This window comes from Reyranella sp. (assembly GCF_965228225.1).
GTDB lineage: Bacteria > Pseudomonadota > Alphaproteobacteria > Reyranellales > Reyranellaceae > Reyranella.
This window is the reverse complement of sequence record NZ_OZ245801.1, coordinates 4,828,322-4,850,337: the sequence shown is the minus strand read 5'-3', so window position 1 is coordinate 4,850,337 and position 22,016 is coordinate 4,828,322. Positions and strand designations below refer to the sequence as shown.

The window sequence follows — 22,016 nt, the reverse complement described above, 5'->3', positions numbered from 1 at the left end:
GCGCCGCGAGTGCCTTTGCCTCATCCACCTCCGTCATACGGGGGAGGCAGGGAGGGGGAGAGCAACGCGACGGGTCTTTCGGTCAGAAGATCATGTGTCGGAGAACAGCTTGCCGGCTTCGGCCCAGTTCTCTTTCTTGATGTCGGTCAGGATGATCTGCACGGCGTCGGGCGTGCAGCCCAGCGCGCGGCAGGCGCCGTCGGTCAGCTCTTTCGCCAGCGCGCGGCGCTGCTCGATCGTGCGGCCCTCGAACATCTGGACGTTGATCATCGGCATTTTCTTTTTCTCCCTTGGTCAGAACGTGTGATCGATCGCGACATGGCCGGGCTGCGCCTTCACGCGCGCGAGCCATGACGTGATGTTCGGATAGGCCGACAGGTCGAACCCGCCCTCGTCGGCGACATGCGTGTAGGCATAGAGCGCGATGTCGGCGAGGCCGTAGCGCTCGTCGACGAAGAACCGTCGCGTCGCCAGGTGCTTCTCCATCACGTCGAGCGCGGCATAGCCCTTCTTCATGATGTCGGGCAGGTTGGCTTCCTGCTGCGGCGAGAGCTTGTCGAGGAAGTGCTCCCAGAAGCGCGCCACGGCGATATAGGGCTCGTGGCTGTACTGCTCGAAGAACATCCATTGCAGCGTTCTTGCGCGCGACAACCGGTCTGAAGGCGCGAAGCCCGTGCCCTCGGCCAGGTACCAGAGGATCGCACCCGATTCGAAGAGGAACGTGCCGTCCTCCAGTTCGAGCGTCGGGATGCGGCCGTTCGGGTTCTTCGCCAGGAACGCGGGCGTGCGCGTCTCGCCCTTCAGGATGTCGCACTCGATGCGCTCGAACGCTACGCCGAGCTGCGACATCAGCAGCCACACCTTGTAGCCGTTGCCCGACCCGGTGAAGTCATAAACCTTCAGCATGGTCTACTCCGCCGCGATGCTCTGGGCGGCCAGCGCCTTGGCGGTCAGATGGGTGTGAATGCGCTCGGCGGCATCGCGGCCATCGCGAACCGCCCACACGACCAGCGAGGCGCCGCGCACGATGTCGCCGGCGGCGAACACGCCGTCGAGGCTGGTCATCATGCTCTTCCAGTCGATCTTGAGCGTGTTCCAGCCGGTGACGCCGAGGTCCGGCGCGCTCATCGCGGCCGGCAGATCCTCCGGATCGAAGCCCAGCGCCATTAGCACGAGGTCGGCCTCGATGTTGACGTGACTGTTGGGAATCTCCTGCGGTGTCTGGCGGCCAGAAGCATCCGGCATGCCGAGATGGATGCGCACGGTGCGGACGTGGCTCACCGTCTCCTTGCCGAGGAAGGCTTGCGGCGCGGCCAGCCACACGAACTCTACGCCTTCCTCCTCGGCGTGCTTCACCTCGCGCTGCGAGCCCGGCATGTTGGCGCGGTCGCGGCGATAGAGACACTTCACCGACTTGGCACCCTGGCGCACGGCCGTGCGCACGCAATCCATCGCCGTGTCGCCGCCGCCGATCACCACGACGTTCTTGCCCGCGGCATTCAGCATGCCCGATTCGAACGCGGGGACGGTGTCGCCCAGGCCCTGGCGGTTCGAGGCGGTGAGATAGTCGAGCGCCGGGGCGATGCCCGCGAGGCCGACGCCGGGGGCGGCGATGTCGCGCGCCTTGTAGACGCCGGTGGCGATCAGCACGGCGCCGTGACGCGCGCGCAGCTCCTCGAGCGAAACGTCGCGGCCGACCTCGCAGTTCAGATGGAAGGTGACCTTCGAGTCGCGCAGCAGCGTCTCGCGGCGCTGCACGATCTCCTTCTCGAGCTTGAAGTTCGGGATGCCGTAGATCATCAGGCCGCCGACCCGGTCGTAGCGATCGTAGATCGCGACCTGGTAGCCCTTGCGGCGAAGCTGCTCGGCCGCGGCGAGGCCGGCCGGGCCGGCGCCGACGATGCCGACGCTTTCGGGCCGCTCGCGCCGCGGCTGGATCGGCTTCACCCAGCCGCGCTGCCAGGCGGTGTCGGTGATGTACTTCTCGACCGAGCCGATCGTGACGGCTTCGAATCCCTTCTCGATGACGCAGTTGCCTTCGCAGAGCCTGTCCTGCGGGCAGATGCGTCCGCAGATCTCCGGAAAGTTGTTGGTCGCGGAGGAGAGTTCGTAGGCCTCCTCGAGCCGGCCCTCGGCGGTAAGCTTCAGCCAGTCGGGGATGTTGTTGTTGAGCGGGCAATGGATCTGACAGAAGGGCACGCCGCATTGCGAGCAGCGGGCCGCCTGCTCGGCTGCCTTCTCCTTGGCGAAGCCCTCATAGATCTCGTCGAAGTCGCGACGGCGTTCGGCTGCCGGCCGCTTGTCGGGCATGGCTTGCGGCGTTCCGACGAACTTCAGCATCCTCTCGGCCATCCCCGGCCTCCTCGGACAGTTTGTGAAATTTAATTACGCAAGAAGCGCGCCGATCGCGCCTTTGCTGCGTTGTTGACTGCTTAAATCATGCCGCGAAACGATAGTCAATAATATTGACCTAATATTTCCGAGCGTGGGCTGAAAAAGACGGTTGGCCGCAGAGGATGGCGTCTCGTACCACCATGTAATACCGAATTAGGACTAATCGCTTTGGGCAAGCATAGGCGCGATCGATGACGCCTTTATTTGCGGATTAGGCCGGCGCGTGCCGGTTGTAGCGGCCGCCGATGCGATAGCGGTCGAGATACATCGGCAGGATGGCCTCGGCGGCGGTCGGCGCGATGCCGAGTTCGGCAAGTCCGGGGGCGCCGGGGCGGGCGATGTTGTCGGCCACCAGCAGATCGACCTGGTCGGAGGTCAGGGGCGGGACAGGCAGGAATTCTGCGAAGAAGCCTGCGATCTTCATCAAGCCGGCCGGCACGCCCACGATGCGCTTGTGGCGGTCGATCTCGCGCAGCACGAGCGCGGCAATCTCGCGATAGGTGTAGACGCGCGGACCGCCCAGTTCGAACACGGTCTTGGCGGTCTCGGGCCGTGCCAGCACCGCCACGGCGGCGGCGGCGACATCGCCGACATAGACCGGCTGGACCCTGGCCGAGCCGTCGCCGACCACGGGCACGAACGGCGCCTTGGCGGCGATCTGTGCCATGCGGTTGAACATCGCGTCCTCGGGCCCGAAGACCACGCTCGGACGCAGGATCGTGGCATTCGGGAAGCCCGCGACGATCGCATCCTCGGCGTCGACCTTGGAGCGGATGTACTTGTTGGTCGAATTGCGCTGGTCCGCACCGATGCCGGAAATATGCACCAGGCGCTGTGCGCCCGCGGCGCTGGCGGCCTCCGCGATCGCCCGGGCGCCCTCGACATGGACGGCCTCGTAGCGCTGCCGGCCGCGCTGGAAGGCGATGCCGGAGGCGTTGATCACGGCCTGGCTGCCGGAGACGGCGGCCGCGACCGAGGCGGGAATGCGCAGGTTGGTGCGCAGGATGGTGATCTGGCCGACATCGCCCGCGGTCTTGATCCGCTCCGCGAGCTCGATGCGCCGGCAGGCCACTTGGACCTGATATCCCTCCTGCGCCAGCGCCCGCACGATGGCGCGGCCGACGAAGCCGCTGCCGCCAAAAACCGTGACCTGCTTGATGCTCATGATGCTGCCTATAGCCCAATACCATGAAGGTTCAAGGGGCAAGCGCGCCGGCACGCGGTATGGACGCGTCCTCCGTGGTTGACATCGGCGCGGCCGGGCACTAACTCAGCGCCCGCACTAGACCGCATGCCGTGCCCAGGTGGCGGAATTGGTAGACGCACTAGTTTCAGGTACTAGCGCCGCGAGGCGTGGAAGTTCGAGTCTTCTCCTGGGCACCATGCAGGTCAGTCGGAGCACTTTATAAATGGCGATCAGCCTTCACCGCGGCGATCTTCCCGCGGATGTTTCGTTTGGCCGGGTGGTGGCCATCGATACCGAGACCATGGGTCTCAATCCTCATCGCGACCGGCTCTGCCTGGTTCAGCTATCGGGCGGCGACGGCAATGCCCATCTGGTCCAGATTCCGCGCGGAGCCCCGAAGGGCGCCGCCAAGGCGCCGCGGCTGGCCGCCCTGATCGCCGACCCCAACGTGCTCAAGCTCTTTCATTTCGGCCGCTTCGACATCGCCGTGCTCGAGCATTCGCTGGGCGTGCGCTGCGAGCCGGTCTACTGCACCAAGATCGCGGCCAAGCTGGTTCGCACCTTCACCGATCGCTTCGGTCTGAAGGAGCTGTGCCGGGAGCTGCTGGGCGTCGACCTGTCCAAGCAGCAGCAGACTTCGGACTGGGGTGCCGACAGCCTGACCGACGAGCAACTTGCCTACGCCGCTTCAGATGTGCTGCATCTGCATGCGCTCAAGGCCAAGCTCGATGTCCTCCTGGAGCGCGAGGGCCGTCGCGAACTGGCGGAGGCCGCTTTCGCCTTCCTGCCGACCCGCGCGCGTCTCGACATCGCCGGCTGGCCTGAAACGGACATCTTCGCGCACTGAGTCGTCGACCGCGCTGACATTGGCACGGTTCTTGCTGTAGACTACCCATCGGGGAGGTCCAACGACCTTCAGGGGTGGGGTGTCATGCGTATCGGTCCGAGCCTAATCCTCGCGTCGCGCCAGACCTTGGCGATGACGCCACAGCTCCAGCAGGCCATCAAGCTGCTGCAATTTTCGCACCTGGAGCTGGCGGCGTTCATTCAACAGGAACTTGAAAAGAACCCGCTGCTCTCGGAGGGGGCCTCCGACGAGGGGCCCACAGCCGAGTACGAGCCACCGGTCCTGGAGGCCAGCGGAGACACGGCGGACGCCCTGGCGGCCGCGGCACCCGCCCTTGCCGAAGCCGACGATCGCTGGTCCCGCGAACATGCCGACCGGGGCGGGGATGCCGCGGCGAGCCGGGTCGGCCAGCGCGAGGACGCGCCCGACGCGCTCGATTTCGTGGCCGAGCGGCCGCGCTCCATGGCGGTCCATGTGCTCGAGCAGCTCGAGATCCTGTTCCAGGATCCGGCGGAGCGCCGAATTGCCCTGAAGATCGCGGAAGGTCTCGACGAGGCGGGCTACTGCCGCGTCGACCCGGCCGCCATCGCCGAAGCCGTCGCGTCCGACATCGCCGTCGTGGAGAAGATCTGGGCGCGCCTGCGCCAGATGGAGCCGGCCGGCCTGTTCTCGCGCACCGTCGCCGAGTGCCTGGGCGCCCAGCTGGCCGAGCGCAATCGCCTGGATCCGGCGATGAAGGCGCTGCTCGACAATCTCGATCTCGTCGCCGCGGGCGAGCTGGGCCAGCTTCGCCGCCGCTGCGGTGTCGATGACGAGGATCTGCGCGACATGCTGACCGAGCTGCGCACGCTCGATCCGCGTCCCGGGCAGGCCTTCGACTTCGAGCCGATCCAGCCGGTGCAACCCGATCTCTACCTGACGCCGGCCAAGGATCCCGAGACCGGCGAGGAGGGATGGCACATCGAACTCAACACCGATGCGCTGCCCAAGGTCCTGGTCGATCGCAACTATCACGCCACGTTGATGAAGGGCGCGCGCGCCAAGCCCGACCGCGACTTCGTCGCCGAACGGTTCCAGTCGGCCAACTGGCTGGTCAAGACGCTGGAGCAGCGGGCGACCACCATCCTCAAGGTCGCGCGCGAGATCGTGCGCCAGCAGGACGGGTTCTTCCGCCATGGCGTGAGCGCGCTGAAGCCGCTGGTGCTGCGCGACATTGCCATCGCCACGGAGCTGCACGAGAGCACGGTGAGCCGCGTCACCTCGAACAAGTACATCAACACGCCGCGCGGCATCTTCGAGCTGAAGTACTTCTTCACCTCGGCGCTGCCCGCGCGCACGCCGGGCGTCGTCGTCTCCTCGGAATCGGTGCGGTCGCGCATCAAGCTTCTGGTGGGCGGCGAGAATGCCCACCAGCCGCTCAGCGACGATCGCATCGTCGACCTGCTGAAGGGCGAGGGTATCGAGATCGCACGCCGGACGGTCGCCAAGTATCGCGAGGCCATGCGCATTCCCTCGTCGGCCGAGCGCCGTCGCCTCGGTCGACTGGGAATGAGCCGCCAGATGCCCTCGGTCATGTCCAATGCCGCCCTCGCCGCGCAGGCGATGACGGGCCCGGCCGACTGACGGGCGCCGGGCGGGGCCGGCGTGCATCCGAACCACGGCTTGACCCGGTCGGGGGAGGCGCCTATAGGGGCGCACCCCTCGCCGGGCCGCCAAAGTTCGCGCTCGCTAACCCATTGGTGACATTGTGGAAATCGCCGATTTGCTGACCGGTCCGGATGCCGTTCTGGCCAGCGCCAAGGCAACCGGGAAGAAGGCGTTGCTGGCCGAACTCGCCAGCCGTGCGTCTGGTCTTTTCAACGTCGACGAGCGCAAGCTGTTCGACCGCCTGCTCGAACGGGAGCGCCTGGGGTCGACCGGCATTGGCGGCGGCATTGCGATTCCGCACGGTCGCCTGTCGACCATGACGAAACCCTTGGGCCTGTTCGCCCGCATGGCCCAGCCGGTCGATTTCGATGCGATCGACGAGCGCCCCGTGGACATCGTGTTCCTGCTGGTGACACCCGAAGGTGCCGGGGCGGATCACCTCAAGGCTCTCGCGCGGGTGTCGCGCCTGTTGCGCGACCGCAGCCTCGTGGAGAAGCTGCGGGCAACGGACAATGCCGAGGCGCTCTACGCGCTACTCATCGAAACGGTCCAGGCCCAGAGCGCGGCCTGAACCGCCGATCCTTCAAGACTCAGATACACGTTCCTCAGTGGACGAGCGCGGGCTCGAGCTCGTGCTGGCGGATCAGCGCTTGGGCGATCTCGATCGAGGGCGCCGAAGCCATCGGCTTGCCGTCGGCGGAGAAGATGCCGATGGCATGAGCACCGTCGGGAAGGCTGATCTCCTTCACGTAGGCGATGTGCTCGGCACCGAGACTGAGGAACGCCTCATCGGCGAGAGGGGTAAACATCACAACATCGTTTTCCATGGCTACCTCCTTGGCAGCGTCAACGCGCTCCGCCTCAGCGGCTGCGACGCGCGGTGATATCGATCGTCTGGTCGGTACCGCCGGCCGGGCCGTCGGCGTCGATACGGATGGTTCGGATGCGCGGTTCGAGGACCGGTCGCATCAGGTCGATCGACAGAAGTCCGTTGTCGAGACGGGCGCCGGTGACCTCGATCCCGTCAGCCAGCATGAAGGATCGCTGGAATTGCCGCGCGGCGATGCCGCGATGGAGATAGACCCTGTCGCCCTCGTCTGCCTGCCTGCCGCGGACGGTCAGCTGGTTCTCGAGGAGTTCGATGGTCAGTCCGTCGCTCGTGAAGCCGGCGACGGCGAGGGTGATCCGGAGGCCGTTTTCGCCGACCCGCTCGATGTTGTAAGGCGGATAGCCCTCGGCATTCTTGGCCAGGCGGTCGAGCGTCCGCTCGAGCTGGTCGAAGCCCAGTAACAAGGGCGAATTGAACATAGACACGCGACTCATATGACCCCCCTCCCATGGAGCGAGTGGCAGGGAATCCCATGCAGGCCTTCCCTTGGAATGAATTTGGGATGCAGCGGCCAGGGTTCAAGTCCCACCGGGCCATCGCCAGAGGGCTCCGGCTGGGCTAAAATATCCCAAACCCCTCCACCGCCCGGCTGCTCGAGTCCCCGGGCCAAAGAACGAAAAGATGACCTTGGTCGCTGACACACGACGGCACGGGGAACCTCTGGTCTCCGGCGCCCGCCCGATCCGCTCTGTCCCGACCCGCCCGTCTGTAGCGGCGAAGGGTGAACGCCGTGCCTTCGGGCGCTGGCTCCTCGGCTCGTCGCTCTATTCCCTGACCCTGGGCTACGGCACGCCCCGCAGCTTCTTTGCCGTTGCGGCCGATTCCTGGCCGGGCGATCCGGCGGCTGGGCAGCGACTTCTCCAGACGGGCGAGTTCGCGGCCGGCGGCAGCGGCGGCACGGTTCTGCCCGATTCGGACGATCCGCCGTGGCAGCGCGCCGGCGCCGCCCCGCTCTGGCTCGATGCGCTGAATGGCTTCGGCTGGCTGCGCGACCTGCGCGACAACGGGGATCTGCACGGGGCGCTGCTCGCCGCGAAGCTGGTCGACGACTGGACCAACCGCGAATGGCGCTGGTCGCCGGTGACCTGGAAGCGCGACGTGCTGGCGGCGCGCATGGTCGCCTGGATCCGGCACTACGAATGGATGGCGGCGGCGGCCGATCCCGGATTCGCGGCCCGTTTCGTCTTTTCGCTCGGTCGCCAGCGCGTGCATCTGCGCCGGGTCGCGCGCCGCGGCATGGTCGGCCACGAAGCCGTGGCCGTCTACAAGGCGCTGATCTTCGCCGACCTGGCCTTCATTCGCGACGGCAAGCATTTCGAGAAGAGCCTCGAGCAGTCGCTGGCGCGGCTCTCCAAGTTCGTGAAGCGCTACGTGCTGCACGATGGCATCGTCTCGGAACGCGCCCCTCACCTGCAGCTCACCGTCCTGCGCCACCTGATCGACGTGCGGGCCGCCCTCGCTTCGGCCGAGCGCCGGGCGCCGGCCGAACTGGTGGCCGCGATCGACCGCATGGCGCCGATGTTGCGCTTCTTCCGCCATGGCGATGGCGGCCTGGCGCTGTTCAACGGCACGTGGGAAGGCGACCGCCGGCTGATCGACCTCGTGCTGGCGCGTACCGGTTCGGGTGAAGTCGCACCGGCCATGGCGCTGGCGAGCGGCTTTCAGCGGCTGGCCGCCGGAACGTCGCTGGTGATCGCCGATGCCGGCAGCCCGCCGGGTCGCGGCATGGACGGGATCGCCCATGCCGGCACCTTGAGCTTCGAGATGAGCGCCGCGCACGAGCGGCTTGTCGTGAACTGCGGCACCTATCCCGGCGCGCCGCGCGACTGGCAGCACTTCATGCGCTTCACGGCCGCGCATTCGACGGCGGTGGTGGACGACGTCAATTCGACCGAGATCACCACCCATGGCGCGCTGGAGTATCGCGCCGGCAACGTGCTGATCGATCGCGCCGACGATGCCGGCGCCCAGTGGCTCGACATGTGCCACGACGGCTACCGCTCGCTCTATGGCATCATCCACCGCAGGCGCCTGTGGCTGTCGCCGGACGGCGGCGACCTGCGCGGCGAGGATTCCTTCCTGGGCTACGAGGGCAGGCCGGTCACCGTGCCGGACCGGCGCTATATCGTGCGCTTCCACCTGCATCCGACGGTCAAGGCGACCCTGGCCCAAAGTGGACAGGCCGTGCTGATGCGGCTGCCGAGCGGCCGCGGATGGCGGCTGCGCGCGACCGGCGCCGGCATCGGTCTGGCCGAAAGCATCTATCTCGGCGAGGAGGGCCGCGTGCGCCGCACCGAGCAGATCGTGCTGGTCGGCCAGGTCCCGCCGGAGGGCACCACCGTGAAGTGGGCCCTCACGCGCATGGAAGGCTGACGGCTACGGCTTGAGGAAGCCGACCGCCCGGTAGACCTCGTCGAGGATCGGCGCGGCGACGGCGCGGGCACGCTGGGCGCCGTTGCGCAGCACGCCGTCGACATGGCCGGGGTCCTTCATCAGACGCTGCATCTCCGCGCCGATCGGGCCGAGCTTGGTGACCGCCAGTTCGGTCAGCGCCGTCTTGAACTCGGAGAACTGCTTGCCGGCGAACTGGGCGACCACGGCGTCCTTCTCCTGGTCGGCGAGGGCGGCGTAGATGCCCAGCAGATTGTCGGCGTCCGGCCGCTTCTCGGCATCTTCCAGCGTATCCGGCATCGGCAGCGGATCGGTCTTGGCGCGACGGATCTTCTGGGCGATCGCATCGGCATCGTCGGTGAGGTTGATGCGCGAGTAATCCGACGGATCGGACTTGCTCATCTTCTTGGTGCCGTCGCGCAGGCTCATGACGCGCGTTGCCGCGCCGAAGATCAGCGGCTCGGTGATCGGGAAGAAGTCGGGCTGGCTGAAATCGTTGTTGAACTTGATGGCGATGTCGCGCGTCAGCTCGAGATGCTGCTTCTGGTCCTCGCCCACCGGCACGTGCGTGGCCTTGTAGATCAGGATGTCGGCGGCCATTAGCGCCGGATAGGCGAACAGGCCCAGCGAGACGTTCTCGCGGTCCTTGCCGGCCTTCTCCTTGAACTGCGTCATGCGGCTCATCCAGCCCATGCGCGCCACGCAATTGAAGATCCAGGCGAGCTGCGCGTGCTCGGGCACCATCGACTGGTTGAACACGATCTGCTTGGTGCCGTCGACGCCGGCCGCGAGGAAGGCCGAGGCGATCTCGCGGGTCTGCGCGGCGAGCATCTTGGGATCCTGCGGCACGGTGATCGCGTGCTGGTCGACCACGCAGTAGAGGCACTCGTAGTCGTTCTGCAGGCGCGCGAAGTTGCGGATCGCGCCGAGATAGTTGCCGAGATGGAGATTGCCGGTGGGCTGCACGCCCGAGAGGATACGGCCCTTGAGGCCGCGCGCCTCGTAAGCGGCGAGATGCGGGTTGGGCGCGCCGGCCGCGGCGGTCGTCGTGTCGGTCATGGATGTGGACTCCGAAAGAGGTCGATGGCGCGGGGTTTGGACCTCCGCGCACCCCGCCGGTGGAAGGTCAGGGGCGGGCGGGTATCGCGCAGACCGGACGTGTAATCAAGGTGTTCAGCGCTGCCGGAAGCAGCCCAAGTAACCTTCCTTGCAGTCGACCTGGTATTCGAGTTCATGCAGGCGGGACCTGGCGATGCGCGCGTAACACGAGGCGTGGATTGTAGGCACGATGCTGCCGCCTTCGTTGGCGGAGGCCATGAAGGCGCAGTAGCTGGATCGATATTCGAGCCAGGCCTTCTGTGACTGGCCGAGCTTTTCGGCGGCCGACGACGCGCCCAGTCTCTTCATGAGAAGTTCGTACGCCTCGCCGACCTTTGCATTGGTCGTTTCCGCGTCCAGCCGATGGCACTCGACCATCTCCTTGTAGTCCTGCACCTGACTGCAGCCCTTGTCAGGCGGGTCCGCAGCCAGAGAAGCGGTCGCCAGGAGGCCGGAGATCGCGGCGGCCAGAGCAGCGCGCAGGCTCGTGGTCCTCTTCGAATTGATCATGTCGTGTCTCGATCGCCCCATCGTTGGTTGACGACGCCGGCTCCGGCTGTTCCGATCGCACTCGCACGCATCTTGCAGGATAGCAGGAGCGTCAGGGAACGGCTTCGACGATCGCGATGGAGGCATCGATGAACGAGCGTGGCTTGCGGAGTCTCGTCGACAAGGTGAAGGCCGGCCGCCTGTCGCGCCGCGGCTTCATCCGGCGCCTGACGGCGGCGGGGCTGACCGCGCCCATGGCGACCCAGCTCCTGGCGCTTTCCGGTCTGGCGATGGCGCAGTCCAAGCCGGTCTACAAGCCCACGAAACGCGGCGGCGGCGGGCTGCTCAAGGTGATGTGGTGGCAGGGGCCGACGCTCCTCAATCCGCACTTCGCGGTCGGCACCAAGGACCAGGACGCCTCGCGGATCTTCTACGAGCCGCTGGCCGCCTGGGACCGCGACGGCAACCTGAGGCCCAAGCTCGCGGCCTCGATCCCCAACCGGGCCGACGGCACCCTATCGGCCGATGGGCTCTCGGTAGTCTGGAAGCTGAAGCGGGACGTGCGCTGGCACGACGGCAAGCCCTTCACCGCGGACGACGTCGTCTTCACCTGGGCGTATTCGAGCGATCCGGCCACGGCGACGGTGTCGAACGGCTCCTACCGCGACGTCACGGTCGAGAAGGTCGACGACCATGCCGTGCGCGTGACCTTCAAGCAGCCGACCCCGTTCTGGGCCGATACGTTCGTGGGCTGGGCCGGCTGCATCATCCCCAAGCATCTGTTCGGCGACTATACGGGCGCGAAGTCGCGCGAGGCGCCGACCAATCTGAAGCCGGTCGGAACCGGCCCCTACAAGTTCAAGGACTTCAAGCCGGGCGACCTCGTCACCGGCGAGATCAACGGCGACTATCACGAGCCCAACCGGCCGCATTTCGACGCGATCGAGATGAAGGGCGGCGGCGATGCGGTGTCGGCGGCGCGCGCGGTGCTGCAGACCGGCGAATACCACTTCGCCTGGAACCTGCAGGTCGAGGACGAAATCCTCGTACGCATGGAGAAGGGCGGCAAGGGAAGGGTGATCGTCACCCTGGGCGGCGGCATCGAGCACATGCAGCTGAACAACACCGATCCGTGGACCGAGGTCGATGGCGAGCGGTCCAGCCTCAAGACCAGGCATCCGATCCTGTCGGATCGTGCGGTGCGCGAGGCGCTTTCGCTCGTGATCGACAAGAAGTCGATCCAGGATCACATCTATGGCCGTATCGGCATCGCGACGGCCAACTACATCAACAACCCCGAGCGCTTCCGCTCGACCAGGACGTCGTACGAATTCAACGTCGACAAGGCCAATGCCGTGCTCGACAAAGCCGGCTGGGTGCGCGGCGCCGACGGCGTGCGGGCCAGGGACGGCAAGCGGCTGAAGTTCGTCTACCAGACCTCGATCAACCAGCCGCGCCAGAAGACGCAGCAGATCATCAAGCAGGCCGCCCAGCGGGCCGGCATCGACATGGAACTGAAGTCGGTGACGGCCTCGGTGTTCTTTTCCTCCGACGTCGCCAATCCCGACACCTACACCAAGTTCTATGCCGACCTTCAGGAATACAGCAACGGCATGAACGCGCCCGATCCCGAGGTCTTCCTGCGCCAGTTCTGCTCCTGGGAAGCCGCCACGAAGGACAACAAGTGGCAGGGCCGCAACATCACGCGATGGCAGAACAAGGAGTATGACGAGACGCACAAGGCGGCCCAGGTCGAGCTCGATCCCGTGAAGCGCGCGGCGATGCTGATCAGGTGCAACGAACTGGTGATCGAGAACCATGTGGTCATCCCGCTGGTCATGCGTCCGAACGCGGCTGCCGCTGCGTCGGACCTCGCGCTCGAGATCAGCGGCTGGGACAACAACACCTGGGACCTCGCGAACTGGTATCGCGAGGGGTAACGTCAGACTCTCTCGCGATCCCTGTCGGGATGGTGGAACAGCAGGACTGTCACGACAGAGGAGAGCGCGAGGGCGGTCATCAGCAGGAAGCCGTCGGCGAAGGAGCCGCGGATGTTCAGCACCCAGCCGGTGATGGCGGGCGCCAGGAAACCCGCGATGGCGAAGGCGAAGTCCATGATGCCGAGTGCCGTCGCGGCGCGCTGCGGTGCGATGTCGACGTTCACCGCATAGTAGGCGGCGTTGGCCCCCATCGAGGCCGCGACCGCCACGGTGATGCCGGCAATCGCCACCGTGAGATCGTCGGTGAGCGCCACCGGGATGACGGCGAGGGCGGCTATGAACTGGCTGCCGGCGATCAGCCAGGAACGCGAGATGCGCATGCTGCCGGTGGTCTTGAGCAGATGGTCCGACCAGCGGCCCATGGCCCACAGCACGAAAGCGGCGGACAGCCAGGGCAGGACCGAGAACAGGCCGACGGACGCGAGGTCCAGCCCATATTTGCGTTCCAGGTAGCTCGGCAGCCAGCTCATGAAGAAGAACAGGAAATAGCCGAAGACGAAGAAGGCCCAGGTGTTGGCGAGCAGGGTGCGGTTGGTCAGCAGCGCTTTCACCACGCCCGGTTCGGGCCACGATTTCAGGACCGCGTGCGGCGCGGCGGTGACGCCGGGGTCGACCTTGCGGATATGGCCCAGCTCGGCCTCGTTCACGAAACGCGATTGCGACGGGTCGTCCCGGAAGCAGAAATACCAGAGCGGAATCCACGCGGCGGAGAGCACGAACAGAACGACGAAGGTGAGCCGCCAGTCGAGCCAGCCGAGCAGCACCGTGACCAGCGGTCCGCCGATCGCCAGTGCCAGCGGGACCGCCAGCAGTGCATTGGCCAGTGCCGTCGCCCGTTCGTGCGGCGACAGCCAGTGGCTGACCGCACCGGTGAGGGCGGGGAAGTTGGGCCCTTCCGAGACGCCCAGCAGCACGCGGGCTGCATAGAGAATGGTGACGCTGGTCGCGAGCGCCGTGGCGCCGATGGACAGGCTCCACAGCACGGCTGCAATCGTGAGGATCATCCGGGCGCCGTAGCGATCCACCGCGAAGCCGCCGATCAGGGTCGTGACGGCATAGCCCAGGCCGAACGCGCCGAGGATGGCGCCGGTCTCCGCCGGCGACAGGCCGAGATCGCGCTGGATCATGGGGATGGCGTAGGAGAGGGCGGCGCGGTCGATGTAGTTCACGACGGTGATCGCGAACAGCAGGAAGACGATGAACCAGCGATAGCGGCTGCGCGCCATTGGCTTCTCCTTGTCCGGACTAAACTAGCATGCGAAGGAACGGTGCAACCTGCCGATGGTCCGAAACATGCCCGACACGCCGCCGATCGAATTCGCCTTCCCTGACCTGCGCAAGTGGGAGAAGGGCGCCGCGCCCTACATCCACGTGCTGGAGAGCGGCAAGCCGGGGCCGACGGTCATGGTGGCGTCGCTGACGCACGGCAACGAGGTCTCCGGCGCCATCGTGGTCGATGCGCTGCTGGCGGCGAAGGTGAAGCCGCGCCAGGGCACGCTGATCCTGTCCTTCAACAACATCGAGGCCTATCACGCGTTCGATCGCAAGACGCCGTTCAAGTCGCGCCTGGTCGACGAGGACTTCAACCGCGTCTGGGGCCGCCTCGACGAGCCTGCGACCACCGTCGAGACGAGGCGCGCGCAGGTGCTGAAGCCGTTCGTCGAACGCGCCGACCTGCTGCTCGATCTACACTCCATGCATGACGATTGCGTGCCGCTGATGCTCTCGGGCCCGCTCGACAAGGGTGTGGCCTTCGCGAAGAAAATCGGCACGCCGGTCGACATCGTGCGCGATGCCGGCCATGCCGCCGGCATGCGCATGCGCGACTATGGCGGGTTCGGCGATCCGAAGAGCCCGAAGAACGCGCTGCTGATCGAGACCGGCCAGCACTGGCGCGCCTCGTCGGTGGTCGTCGCCAAGGACGTGACGGCCCGCTTCCTGGTCGAGACGGGCATTCTCGAAGGGGCCGATCTGCCGGCCGACTGGCGCCAGCCGACGCCGGCAAGCCAGCGCGTCGTAGAGGTGACCCATGCGGTCGCCACCCGGCGCGGCAATTTCACGCCGGCGCGGCGCTTCGAAGGCCAGGATGTGATCGCCAAGGCCGGCACCGTGCTGGGCCACGACGATGGCGAGCCGGTGACGACGCCCTACGACGATTGCGTGCTGGTCATGCCCTCGTCGACCCGGCCGTTGCGGCCCGGGGTCACGGTTGTTCGCCTGGGTCGGCTGACTTGAGGTTGGGCTGGCGGCGCATCACGTAGCGCAGCTCGGAGAGTCTGATCACGCCCAGCGCGGCGCCCGCCAGCGCATAGGCCGCTGCGCCGATCAGGCAGATACCGGCCAGTGCCACGCCGCCTTCGATGTCGGGACGCGACAACGGCTTCGCCAGCCATTCCAGGCCGAGCCAGAGACTCACGCCCATGCCCGCGCTTGCGCCGGCGATACGGAGGCCGCGCGAGATCAGACGTCCATCGGGCACCCACTGATCGCGGCGGCGCAACACCGTGGCCAGCAGCGCCGCATTCAGCCAGCCCGACAGCGACGAGGCGAGGGCGATACCGACCAGTTCCAGCGATGTGGCGAACAGGAAATAGACGTTGAGCAGGACGTTGGCCGTGATCGCCGCAACCGCGATGTAGAGCGGCGTGCGCGTGTCCTCGCGGGCGAAGAAGCCGGGCGCCAGCGCTTTGACCAGCACGAACGCCGGGAGGCCGACGGCAAAGGCGGCCAGTGCACTCGCGGTGCGCAGCGTGTCCTCGGGCAGGAACCGGCCGCGCTCGAACAGCACGCGGATGATCGGATCGGCCAGCAGCCACAGCGCCACCGCCGCCGGCAGGCTGAACAGCAGGCCGAATTCCAGAGCGCGGTTCTGATTGGTCATGGCCGATTGGGTGTTGCCGGCGCGCAGCTCGCGCGCCAGCAGCGGCAGCAGCGCCGTGCCGATGGCGATGCCGACGACGCCCAGTGGCAGCTGGGCGATGCGGTCGGCGTAGTAGAGGGCGGAGATGGTGCCCACGGGGAGCAGCGAGGCCCAGACCACGTCGAGCACGACGCTGATCTGCTGCACGCCGCCGCCGATCGCGACCGGTGTCGCGAGCTTCACCAGGCGCGCCACCCGCGGAGTCCAGCGCGGCCGCACCAGCGCCATGCCGACTTCCTCGCGCCCGCAGGCGACCAGCAGCCAGACCCACTGCAGCACGCCGGCGATCGCCACGCCGATCGACGCGGCATAGCCCGCATTGGGAAGCAGCGGCGTCAGTCCTAGCACGGCGGCAATCAGCGTGAGATTGAGAAGGACCGGTGTCGCCGCGACATGGGCGAAGCGGTCGATGCCGTTCAGCACGCCGCCGTAGAGCGAGGTCAGCGAGATGAAGAGAAGGTAGGGAAAGGCGATGCGTCCGAATTCGACCGCCATGGCGAAGGTCGGCGCATCGTCGCGCATGCCGGGCGCGAGCAGGGCCATCACCCAGGGCATCGCCAGGATCAGCAGCGCGGTGAACGGGACCAGCACCAGCAGCAGCGCGGCCTGGGCCTGGCGCGCGAAGGCCATCGCCTCCTCGCGGCCGCCGCCCGTCAGTTCGCGCGCGAACAGCGGCACGAAGGCGGCCGAGAAGGCGCCCTCGGCGAACAGGCGGCGGAAGAAGTTGGGAAGCTTGAAGGCGACGAAGAAGGCGTCGGCCACGGCGCCGGAACCCAGCACCGCCGACAGCACGATGTCGCGCACGAATCCAACGATCCGGCTCAGCAGCGTGAAGCCGCCGACCGTCGCGATGGCCCGGGCGAGACTCATGCCCTTATCTTCTGCCTCCTCTCCCCCGAGACGGAGGAGAGGAATAAAAAGGCTGATCTGAAAGCCATAATTCTGTCATCGCTCTCTGGCACATTCTCTCTCGGTGGTGGCCGGCGATGTGATGGCCGGTCTAAACCACCACCACGGCCGGTCCCGAGAGGGGCCGGTTTTCTTTTGGGCCGGTCACTTGGACGCGGCGGCGAGCTTCAGCAGCGTCTCGCGGTCCTGCGTGACGAGTTTCTTGTAGTCGCCGACGATCTTCTCGAGTTCGTCCGACGGCAGCACGCTTTCGAGGTCGGTGAAGCCCTGCGGCGCGCGCTGTTCGACGATGTCGAGCATCACGTCGATTCCCTTGCGCCGGTTGCTCTCGACGATGCGTGCGGTGGGTGGCAGGCGCCGCTCCTCGTAGCGCCGCAACGCGACCTCGGGATCGTCGCCCACCGCCAGCTCCTGCGTGATCGCCTCGCCGTCGAGGATCGCCTGCGAGGCGCCATTGGAGCCGATCGGATACATGGGATGGGCGGCATCGCCCAGCAGCGTGATGCGGCCGTGGCTCCAGCGCGGCAGCGGATCGCGATCGACCATGGGGAATTCCAGGATCGTATGCGCGTTGCGGATGACGTCGGGCACGTCGAGCCAGCCGAAATTCCAGTCGGCGAAGCGCGGCAGGAAATCCTCCAGCCGGCCCGGCTTGTTCCAGTCCTCGCGCGAAGGCAGGGCGCCGTCGCCCATGTGGAGGTCGCAGATCCAGTTGATCAGCGCTTCGCCGCGTTCGGCGTGGGCGCGACTGATCGGATAGCAGACGAATTTCTGGTTGTGATGGCCCGCCTGAACCATGGTGTTGCCGCCGAGATAGGGCTTGCCCACGGTGACGCCGCGCCACATCAGGATGCCCTGCCACTTGGGCGCTCCCTCGTTCGGGTAGTAGCGCGCGCGTACGGCCGAGTGGATGCCGTCGGCGGCGATCAGGAGGTCGGCCGTCGCTTCCTCGACGATCGCACCGTCGCGGTCGGCGAAGCGGGCGGTCACCGTGGCGCCGTGCTGCGCAAAATCGGCGATGCGTCGTCCCATCCGGATGCGATCCGCGCCCAGCATCTCCTGCGCCGCGTGGGCCAGGATCATCTGCAGCTCGCCGCGATGGATCGAGAATTGCGGCCAGGGCAGGCCGGCATGGCGGCCGCGCGGGTCGGCCCAGATCGTCTGGCCGTGGCGGTTGGCGTAGCGCAGCTCTCGCGTCTCGATGGCGGTGGCGGCGAGGGCGGGCTCGAGGCCCAGGCCGCACAGGATGCGCACCGCGCCGGCCTGGATGTTGATGCCGACGCCCAGCGGGCGCATCTCCGACACGGCCTCGTAGACCGTCACGTCGTGCCCCGCGCGATGCAGGCACATGGCTGCGGTCAATCCGCCGATTCCGGCGCCGGCAATGATGATCTTCATGGGTGGCTCGTCAGGTTTCGTCAGGTGTCCCGGCTCAGGCCGCGCTGGGCGAGGGCCGCCTCGTAGGCAGCCCAGCGCTCGGTTCGCGTTTCGCTGAGCTCGCGCAGGTAAGCCCAGCTGTAGATGCCGCTGTCGTGGCGGTCGTCGAACACGATGCGGATCGCGTAGTGGCCGACGGGTTCGACCGAGGCGATCTTCACATGACGGCGGCCGCCGACGATCTTCTTCTGGTTCGGCCCGTGGCCCTGCACTTCGGCGGACGGGCTCTCGACCCGCAGATATTCTGCGGGGAGTGCGCAGGCATGGCCGTCGGCGAAGTCGATCTCCAGGCGGCCCTCCTCCTTGAAGACCCGCAGTTCGGTCGGCCAAGGCGCCGCGTTCGATTCGTAATTGCCGCCGTCGGGCACGGCCTTGGGAAATTCGCCTGTCATGGCACGTCGCGGATCTGGCGCGCCTCGCTCACCAGCATGATGGGGATGCCGTCGCGGATCGGATAGGCGAGACCGGCCTTGCGGCTGATCAGTTCGCCGGCCGCGGCGTCGTACTCCAGCGGGCCATGTGTCGCCGGGCAGACGAGAATCTCGAGCAGCTTGGGATCCACGCCGGCACGGCGCGGGGCTGCGGAGTCGTCCGAGGGAGGGCTCATCGTGCGGTGTTTCCCTAAATTTTGTGCCGCTCTTATAGCACGGCGGCCGATGCTCACCCTAGTGCGGGCGGCGCGGTCCGGTGCGGGCTTCCTCGCGGCGAGAAAATAGTATAGTGGGGTATACTATGGCTCACCTTCAGAAGAACAAGGCCCGGCTGATGGCCCGGGTCCGCCGGATCGCGGGACAGATGGCGGCAATCGAAAAGGCGATCGATCAGGACGCCGACTGCTCCTTGGTCCTGCAGCAGGTCGCGGGCGCACGCGGCGCGCTCAACGGGCTGATGGGCGAGCTGATCGAGGATCATGTGCGTGAGCATGTCGCTCGACCGGGGCTCGACGCCGCGGCGCGCGCGGCCGGCGCCGAGGAACTCATCGCCGTCGTCCGCCGCTACGCGAAGTGACGAGGGTGCCATGACCACGCTGCGCGATACCGATCCGCGGTCGCACGACCACGTGTTCCTCGGCGAGCGGCACGACGAGAATGCGCGGCGCACGCTCTGGGTCGTCGGGCTGACGGCCCTGATGATGGTGGGCGAGATCGCCGCCGGCATCGTCTTCAATTCGATGGCGCTGCTGGCCGACGGCTTCCACATGGCGACCCATGCCGGTGCCCTTGCCGTGGCGGCCGGCGCCTATGCCTTCGCGCGGCGGCATGCGGCCGATCGCCGGTTCAGCTTCGGGACCGGCAAGGTGGGCGACCTCTCGGGCTTCGCGTCTGCGCTGGTCCTGGCACTGGTTGCGCTGGGGATCGCCGTCGAATCCGTCGGCCGCCTCTTCGAACCCTCGCCCGTCGCCTTCGGCGAGGCGACTCTCGTCGCCATCGTGGGTCTGGTCGTCAACGTGGCCAGCGTATTCCTGCTGTCGGGCGGCCACAGCCATGGACACCACGCCGACGATCATCACGACCATGGACATGACCACGGCCATCACGACAATAATCTCCGCTCGGCATTCGCGCACGTCGTGGCCGATGCGCTGACCTCCGTTCTGGCGATCGTGGCCCTGGTGGCCGGCCGCTATCTCGGCTGGGTCTGGCTCGATCCCGTCATGGGCATCGTCGGCGGCATCGTGATCGCCGTCTGGGCGTGGAACCTGCTGCGCGACACGGCCGCCGTGCTGCTCGACACGAGCGATCCCCATCTTGAGGCAGAGGTGCGCGAACAGGTCGAGGGGCCGGGCGACGCGCGCATCACGGATCTCCACATCTGGCAGATCGGTCCCGGCGCCCATGCCGCGATCGTCAGCGTCGTCGGCACCGCGGACCGTGAGGCCATTCGCGAACGCCTCGTCCCGGTCCACGAACTCGCGCATGTGACGATCGAAACGCGATGAGTCATGGTCGAGTCCGGAAAGCCGAAATCGATCGAGGATCTGGCAATGGACCGTGACAGCGAGACCGCCGCCATCAAGGGCGTGGCCTACATGGACGGCCGCTGGATGAAGCTGTCTGAGGCTGCGGTCCCGATTCTCGACCGCGGCTTCGTCCGGTCCGATGCGACCTACGACGTGGCCCATGTCTGGAAGGGACGCTTCTTCCGGCTGATGGACCATGTCGAGCGCTTCCAGACGTCGATGGCCGGGCTGCGCATGTCGCTGCCGCTGACGGCGCAGCAGATCGCCGACATCATGATCGAATGTGCCAGCCGGTCGGGCCTGCGCGATGCCTACGTGCAGGTGACCTGTACCCGCGGATTGCCGCCGGCGGGCACGCGCGATCCGCGCCTCTGCCGCAATCGCCTCTATGCCTTCGCGCAGCCCTTCGTCTGGATCGCCGACGAGGCCCAGCGGCAGGAGGGCCTGCGCATGATCCTGTCGCATACCCAGCGCATCCCGCCGGAATCGCTCGACCAGAGGATCAAGAACTTCCACTGGCTCGACCTGACGATGGGAGTCTTCGAGGCCTATGACCGCGATGCCACCATCGCGCTGCTGCCGGCCGCCGACGGCACGGTGACGGAGGGGCCGGGCTTCAACGTCTTCGTCGTCCGCAACGGGGCGCTCGCCACGCCGGCGCGCGGCCTGTTCGAGGGCATGACGCGCCGTACCGTGCTGGAGATCGCCGAGACGCTCCAGCTGCGAGTCGAGGTGCGATCCGTCGAAGCGCGCGAGGTCGCCGAGGCGGACGAGATCTTCATCAGCAGCACGGCCGGCGGCATCATGCCGGTCGCGAACTACGAGGGCCGTCCCGTCGGCGACGGCCGGCCCGGCCCGCTGACGCGCCGCATCGAGGAACTCTATTGGGCACGACACGAGGAGCCGGCGCTGTCGACTCCCGTGCCCTACGCCGACTGACGATCAGGGTCTCTTCGAACATGCTGGAGTCACCAACACCAACCTCATGCTGAGGAGCGCTCCACAGGGGCGCGTCTCGAAGCATGGGCACGAGCACCACGTTTGTTGCCGATCCTTCGAGACGGCCCTTCGGGCCTCCTCAGGATGAGGTGGTGGTTAATTTGAGACCGATCGCCCCCTAATTCGTGCGGCCGGGCGGCGTGTCGGACGGATCGCCGAAGGCGCTCATTTCGAGGAAGGCGATCAGCAGCTTGGCGCGCGCCGTGGAGTCGGCGGCTTCCAGCAGGGCCTGCTTCTCGGCCGGACCGAAGGGCAGCACCATCGACAGCGAGGTGACGAGATTGGCATCGGCCGCCTTGTTCACGGCATCCCAGTCGGTCGAGAGCTGGCGGCCGCGGAAGAAGGCGGCAAGGGCCGCCATCAGCCGGTCGCGGTCGAGTTCGACGACGTCGTCGGCATGGTCGAGATCGGCCCTATAGGGCGAGAACACCGAGGAGACGCGGCGGTAACCGCCCTGCGCGGGGTCGAGCTCGCGCACGATGTCGAAGCGGCAGACGCCGCTCAGCACCAGCATCAGCCGCCCGTCCTCGGTCTCGTTGAAGTTGGTGATGCGTCCGGCGCAGCCAACCTTGTGCACCTTGGGGCGACCGTCATCCGACGGCATGCCGTCGCCGGCGAACCCGCCCGGCTGAACCGGCTGCACCATGCCGATCATGCGCGAGCCGGCCAGCGCATCGGAGATCATGGCGAGGTAGCGCGGCTCGAAGATGTTGAGCGGCAGCTTGCCGCCGGGCAGCAGCAGCACGCCCGACAGCGGGAAAATCGGCAGCGTCTCGGGAAGCTGCTCGAAGGACGGCTCGAACGGATTGCGCGCCGGTCTTTGCGAGGAGCGCTCCGAATCACTCATGAA

23 protein-coding genes and 1 tRNA gene are annotated in these 22,016 nt (G+C 67.0%); 10 read left to right on the top strand and 14 right to left on the bottom strand.

Annotation, left to right across the window (positions count from 1 at the left end; genetic code table 11):
• Nucleotides 1–90: 90 nt before the first annotated feature.
• The 4 genes from ACO07K_RS23595 to ACO07K_RS23580 form a co-directional block, all read right to left on the bottom strand.
• On the bottom strand, nucleotides 91–276 hold the full coding sequence (locus ACO07K_RS23595) for a 4-oxalocrotonate tautomerase (RefSeq protein WP_298318443.1): 186 nt from the start codon (nucleotides 274–276) through the stop codon (nucleotides 91–93).
• A gap of 18 nt (nucleotides 277–294) precedes the next feature.
• A complete protein-coding gene (locus tag ACO07K_RS23590; protein WP_422032207.1) occupies nucleotides 295–906 on the bottom strand; it encodes a glutathione S-transferase family protein in 612 nt (203 codons plus the stop codon).
• A gap of 3 nt (nucleotides 907–909) precedes the next feature.
• A complete protein-coding gene (locus ACO07K_RS23585) occupies nucleotides 910–2,352 on the bottom strand; it encodes an NAD(P)-dependent oxidoreductase (RefSeq protein ID WP_422032205.1) in 1,443 nt (480 codons plus the stop codon).
• Between the two features lie 253 nt (nucleotides 2,353–2,605).
• The gene (locus ACO07K_RS23580) at nucleotides 2,606–3,559 is read right to left on the bottom strand and encodes a complex I NDUFA9 subunit family protein (protein WP_422032203.1); all 954 of its coding nucleotides are present in this window, start codon (nucleotides 3,557–3,559) and stop codon (nucleotides 2,606–2,608) included.
• Between the two features lie 133 nt (nucleotides 3,560–3,692).
• Here ACO07K_RS23580 and ACO07K_RS23575 point away from each other — a divergent pair.
• The 4 genes from ACO07K_RS23575 to ACO07K_RS23560 all read left to right on the top strand — a co-directional run bounded on the left by ACO07K_RS23575 (nucleotide 3,693) and on the right by ACO07K_RS23560 (nucleotide 6,645).
• A tRNA-Leu gene (locus ACO07K_RS23575) sits at nucleotides 3,693–3,777 on the top strand.
• A gap of 26 nt (nucleotides 3,778–3,803) precedes the next feature.
• Entirely contained in the window at nucleotides 3,804–4,427 is a 624-nt protein-coding gene (locus tag ACO07K_RS23570) for a ribonuclease D (RefSeq protein WP_422032201.1), read from the top strand.
• Between the two features lie 84 nt (nucleotides 4,428–4,511).
• Nucleotides 4,512–6,050: an RNA polymerase factor sigma-54 gene (gene rpoN / locus ACO07K_RS23565; RefSeq protein ID WP_422032199.1), complete on the top strand. Its 1,539-nt coding sequence runs from the start codon at nucleotides 4,512–4,514 to the stop codon at nucleotides 6,048–6,050.
• A 124-nt stretch (nucleotides 6,051–6,174) separates the two neighbouring features.
• A complete protein-coding gene (locus ACO07K_RS23560) occupies nucleotides 6,175–6,645 on the top strand; it encodes a PTS sugar transporter subunit IIA (RefSeq protein WP_422008794.1) in 471 nt (156 codons plus the stop codon).
• 34 nt (nucleotides 6,646–6,679) lie between these two features.
• On the opposite strand, the gene ACO07K_RS23555 is transcribed toward ACO07K_RS23560, so the two are convergent.
• Together ACO07K_RS23555 and ACO07K_RS23550 are read right to left on the bottom strand one after the other, a co-directional pair.
• The gene (locus tag ACO07K_RS23555) at nucleotides 6,680–6,901 is read right to left on the bottom strand and encodes a DUF1150 family protein (RefSeq protein WP_298318427.1); all 222 of its coding nucleotides are present in this window, start codon (nucleotides 6,899–6,901) and stop codon (nucleotides 6,680–6,682) included.
• Nucleotides 6,902–6,935: 34 nt separating this feature from the next.
• Nucleotides 6,936–7,397 carry an Hsp20 family protein gene (locus ACO07K_RS23550; protein ID WP_422032196.1) on the bottom strand — a complete coding sequence of 154 codons (462 nt, stop codon included), beginning with the start codon at nucleotides 7,395–7,397 and terminating at the stop codon, nucleotides 6,936–6,938.
• Nucleotides 7,398–7,584: 187 nt separating this feature from the next.
• Here ACO07K_RS23550 and ACO07K_RS23545 point away from each other — a divergent pair, with 187 nt between their 5' ends.
• Nucleotides 7,585–9,336, top strand: coding sequence for a heparinase II/III family protein (locus tag ACO07K_RS23545; RefSeq protein WP_422032194.1), 1,752 nt, complete (start codon nucleotides 7,585–7,587; stop codon nucleotides 9,334–9,336).
• Between the two features lie 3 nt (nucleotides 9,337–9,339).
• Here ACO07K_RS23545 and trpS read toward each other — a convergent pair whose 3' ends face one another.
• Nucleotides 9,340–10,413 carry a tryptophan--tRNA ligase gene (gene trpS, locus ACO07K_RS23540; protein ID WP_422032192.1) on the bottom strand — a complete coding sequence of 358 codons (1,074 nt, stop codon included), beginning with the start codon at nucleotides 10,411–10,413 and terminating at the stop codon, nucleotides 9,340–9,342.
• 114 nt (nucleotides 10,414–10,527) lie between these two features.
• Nucleotides 10,528–10,962 (bottom strand): lysozyme inhibitor LprI family protein, encoded by a 435-nt coding sequence (locus tag ACO07K_RS23535; protein WP_422032190.1) that lies wholly within the window; start codon nucleotides 10,960–10,962, stop codon nucleotides 10,528–10,530.
• A 128-nt stretch (nucleotides 10,963–11,090) separates the two neighbouring features.
• Between ACO07K_RS23535 and ACO07K_RS23530 the strand changes: the two genes are divergently transcribed.
• The gene (locus ACO07K_RS23530; RefSeq protein ID WP_422032188.1) at nucleotides 11,091–12,881 is read left to right on the top strand and encodes a peptide ABC transporter substrate-binding protein; all 1,791 of its coding nucleotides are present in this window, start codon (nucleotides 11,091–11,093) and stop codon (nucleotides 12,879–12,881) included.
• Nucleotides 12,882–12,883: 2 nt separating this feature from the next.
• On the opposite strand, the gene ACO07K_RS23525 is transcribed toward ACO07K_RS23530, so the two are convergent.
• Complete coding sequence (locus tag ACO07K_RS23525; RefSeq protein WP_422032186.1) at nucleotides 12,884–14,167, bottom strand: MFS transporter; 1,284 nt, start codon at nucleotides 14,165–14,167, stop codon at nucleotides 12,884–12,886.
• A 67-nt stretch (nucleotides 14,168–14,234) separates the two neighbouring features.
• Between ACO07K_RS23525 and ACO07K_RS23520 the strand changes: the two genes are divergently transcribed.
• The gene (locus ACO07K_RS23520; protein ID WP_422032184.1) at nucleotides 14,235–15,176 is read left to right on the top strand and encodes a succinylglutamate desuccinylase; all 942 of its coding nucleotides are present in this window, start codon (nucleotides 14,235–14,237) and stop codon (nucleotides 15,174–15,176) included.
• Here the strand turns inward: ACO07K_RS23520 and murJ are convergent.
• From murJ to ACO07K_RS23500, 4 genes are all read right to left on the bottom strand, one after another.
• Nucleotides 15,145–16,731: a murein biosynthesis integral membrane protein MurJ gene (gene murJ / locus ACO07K_RS23515; protein ID WP_422032182.1), complete on the bottom strand. Its 1,587-nt coding sequence runs from the start codon at nucleotides 16,729–16,731 to the stop codon at nucleotides 15,145–15,147. The two genes, ACO07K_RS23520 and murJ, sit on opposite strands and share 32 nt — an antisense overlap.
• Nucleotides 16,732–16,914: 183 nt before the next feature.
• Nucleotides 16,915–18,168 carry a flavin-dependent oxidoreductase gene (locus ACO07K_RS23510; RefSeq protein WP_422032180.1) on the bottom strand — a complete coding sequence of 418 codons (1,254 nt, stop codon included), beginning with the start codon at nucleotides 18,166–18,168 and terminating at the stop codon, nucleotides 16,915–16,917.
• 20 nt (nucleotides 18,169–18,188) lie between these two features.
• Nucleotides 18,189–18,599 carry a gamma-butyrobetaine hydroxylase-like domain-containing protein gene (locus tag ACO07K_RS23505; protein ID WP_422032178.1) on the bottom strand — a complete coding sequence of 137 codons (411 nt, stop codon included), beginning with the start codon at nucleotides 18,597–18,599 and terminating at the stop codon, nucleotides 18,189–18,191.
• Complete coding sequence (locus ACO07K_RS23500) at nucleotides 18,596–18,814, bottom strand: Trm112 family protein (RefSeq protein WP_422032176.1); 219 nt, start codon at nucleotides 18,812–18,814, stop codon at nucleotides 18,596–18,598. The genes ACO07K_RS23505 and ACO07K_RS23500 overlap by 4 nt, the downstream gene beginning before the upstream one ends.
• Before the next feature lie 125 nt (nucleotides 18,815–18,939).
• On the opposite strand from ACO07K_RS23500, the gene ACO07K_RS23495 reads away from it, so the two are divergent.
• From ACO07K_RS23495 to ACO07K_RS23485, 3 genes are read left to right on the top strand one after another with little or no spacing between them, the layout of a single operon-like run.
• Nucleotides 18,940–19,215, top strand: a complete 276-nt coding sequence (locus tag ACO07K_RS23495; RefSeq protein ID WP_422032174.1) for a metal/formaldehyde-sensitive transcriptional repressor — start codon at nucleotides 18,940–18,942, stop codon at nucleotides 19,213–19,215.
• A gap of 10 nt (nucleotides 19,216–19,225) precedes the next feature.
• Nucleotides 19,226–20,146 (top strand): CDF family Co(II)/Ni(II) efflux transporter DmeF, encoded by a 921-nt coding sequence (gene dmeF / locus ACO07K_RS23490; protein ID WP_422032172.1) that lies wholly within the window; start codon nucleotides 19,226–19,228, stop codon nucleotides 20,144–20,146.
• Nucleotides 20,147–20,149: 3 nt separating this feature from the next.
• The gene (locus ACO07K_RS23485) at nucleotides 20,150–21,106 is read left to right on the top strand and encodes an aminotransferase class IV (RefSeq protein WP_422032170.1); all 957 of its coding nucleotides are present in this window, start codon (nucleotides 20,150–20,152) and stop codon (nucleotides 21,104–21,106) included.
• 178 nt (nucleotides 21,107–21,284) lie between these two features.
• On the opposite strand, the gene ACO07K_RS23480 is transcribed toward ACO07K_RS23485, so the two are convergent.
• The gene (locus ACO07K_RS23480; protein WP_422032168.1) at nucleotides 21,285–22,013 is read right to left on the bottom strand and encodes an LON peptidase substrate-binding domain-containing protein; all 729 of its coding nucleotides are present in this window, start codon (nucleotides 22,011–22,013) and stop codon (nucleotides 21,285–21,287) included.
• Between the last annotated feature and the right edge of the window lie 3 nt (nucleotides 22,014–22,016).

Coding starts and splice junctions, on each gene's coding strand:
- ACO07K_RS23595 (WP_298318443.1), bottom strand. CDS start 276: ATGCCGATGATCAACGTCCAGATGTTCGAGGGCCGCACGATCGAGCAG.
- ACO07K_RS23590 (WP_422032207.1), bottom strand. CDS start 906: ATGCTGAAGGTTTATGACTTCACCGGGTCGGGCAACGGCTACAAGGTG.
- ACO07K_RS23585 (WP_422032205.1), bottom strand. CDS start 2,352: ATGGCCGAGAGGATGCTGAAGTTCGTCGGAACGCCGCAAGCCATGCCC.
- ACO07K_RS23580 (WP_422032203.1), bottom strand. CDS start 3,559: ATGAGCATCAAGCAGGTCACGGTTTTTGGCGGCAGCGGCTTCGTCGGC.
- ACO07K_RS23570 (WP_422032201.1), top strand. CDS start 3,804: ATGGCGATCAGCCTTCACCGCGGCGATCTTCCCGCGGATGTTTCGTTT.
- rpoN (WP_422032199.1), top strand. CDS start 4,512: ATGCGTATCGGTCCGAGCCTAATCCTCGCGTCGCGCCAGACCTTGGCG.
- ACO07K_RS23555 (WP_298318427.1), bottom strand. CDS start 6,901: ATGGAAAACGATGTTGTGATGTTTACCCCTCTCGCCGATGAGGCGTTC.
- ACO07K_RS23550 (WP_422032196.1), bottom strand. CDS start 7,397: ATGAGTCGCGTGTCTATGTTCAATTCGCCCTTGTTACTGGGCTTCGAC.
- ACO07K_RS23545 (WP_422032194.1), top strand. CDS start 7,585: ATGACCTTGGTCGCTGACACACGACGGCACGGGGAACCTCTGGTCTCC.
- trpS (WP_422032192.1), bottom strand. CDS start 10,413: ATGACCGACACGACGACCGCCGCGGCCGGCGCGCCCAACCCGCATCTC.
- ACO07K_RS23535 (WP_422032190.1), bottom strand. CDS start 10,962: ATGATCAATTCGAAGAGGACCACGAGCCTGCGCGCTGCTCTGGCCGCC.
- ACO07K_RS23530 (WP_422032188.1), top strand. CDS start 11,091: ATGAACGAGCGTGGCTTGCGGAGTCTCGTCGACAAGGTGAAGGCCGGC.
- ACO07K_RS23525 (WP_422032186.1), bottom strand. CDS start 14,167: ATGGCGCGCAGCCGCTATCGCTGGTTCATCGTCTTCCTGCTGTTCGCG.
- ACO07K_RS23520 (WP_422032184.1), top strand. CDS start 14,235: ATGCCCGACACGCCGCCGATCGAATTCGCCTTCCCTGACCTGCGCAAG.
- murJ (WP_422032182.1), bottom strand. CDS start 16,731: ATGAGTCTCGCCCGGGCCATCGCGACGGTCGGCGGCTTCACGCTGCTG.
- ACO07K_RS23510 (WP_422032180.1), bottom strand. CDS start 18,168: ATGAAGATCATCATTGCCGGCGCCGGAATCGGCGGATTGACCGCAGCC.
- ACO07K_RS23505 (WP_422032178.1), bottom strand. CDS start 18,599: ATGACAGGCGAATTTCCCAAGGCCGTGCCCGACGGCGGCAATTACGAA.
- ACO07K_RS23500 (WP_422032176.1), bottom strand. CDS start 18,814: ATGAGCCCTCCCTCGGACGACTCCGCAGCCCCGCGCCGTGCCGGCGTG.
- ACO07K_RS23495 (WP_422032174.1), top strand. CDS start 18,940: ATGGCTCACCTTCAGAAGAACAAGGCCCGGCTGATGGCCCGGGTCCGC.
- dmeF (WP_422032172.1), top strand. CDS start 19,226: ATGACCACGCTGCGCGATACCGATCCGCGGTCGCACGACCACGTGTTC.
- ACO07K_RS23485 (WP_422032170.1), top strand. CDS start 20,150: ATGGTCGAGTCCGGAAAGCCGAAATCGATCGAGGATCTGGCAATGGAC.
- ACO07K_RS23480 (WP_422032168.1), bottom strand. CDS start 22,013: ATGAGTGATTCGGAGCGCTCCTCGCAAAGACCGGCGCGCAATCCGTTC.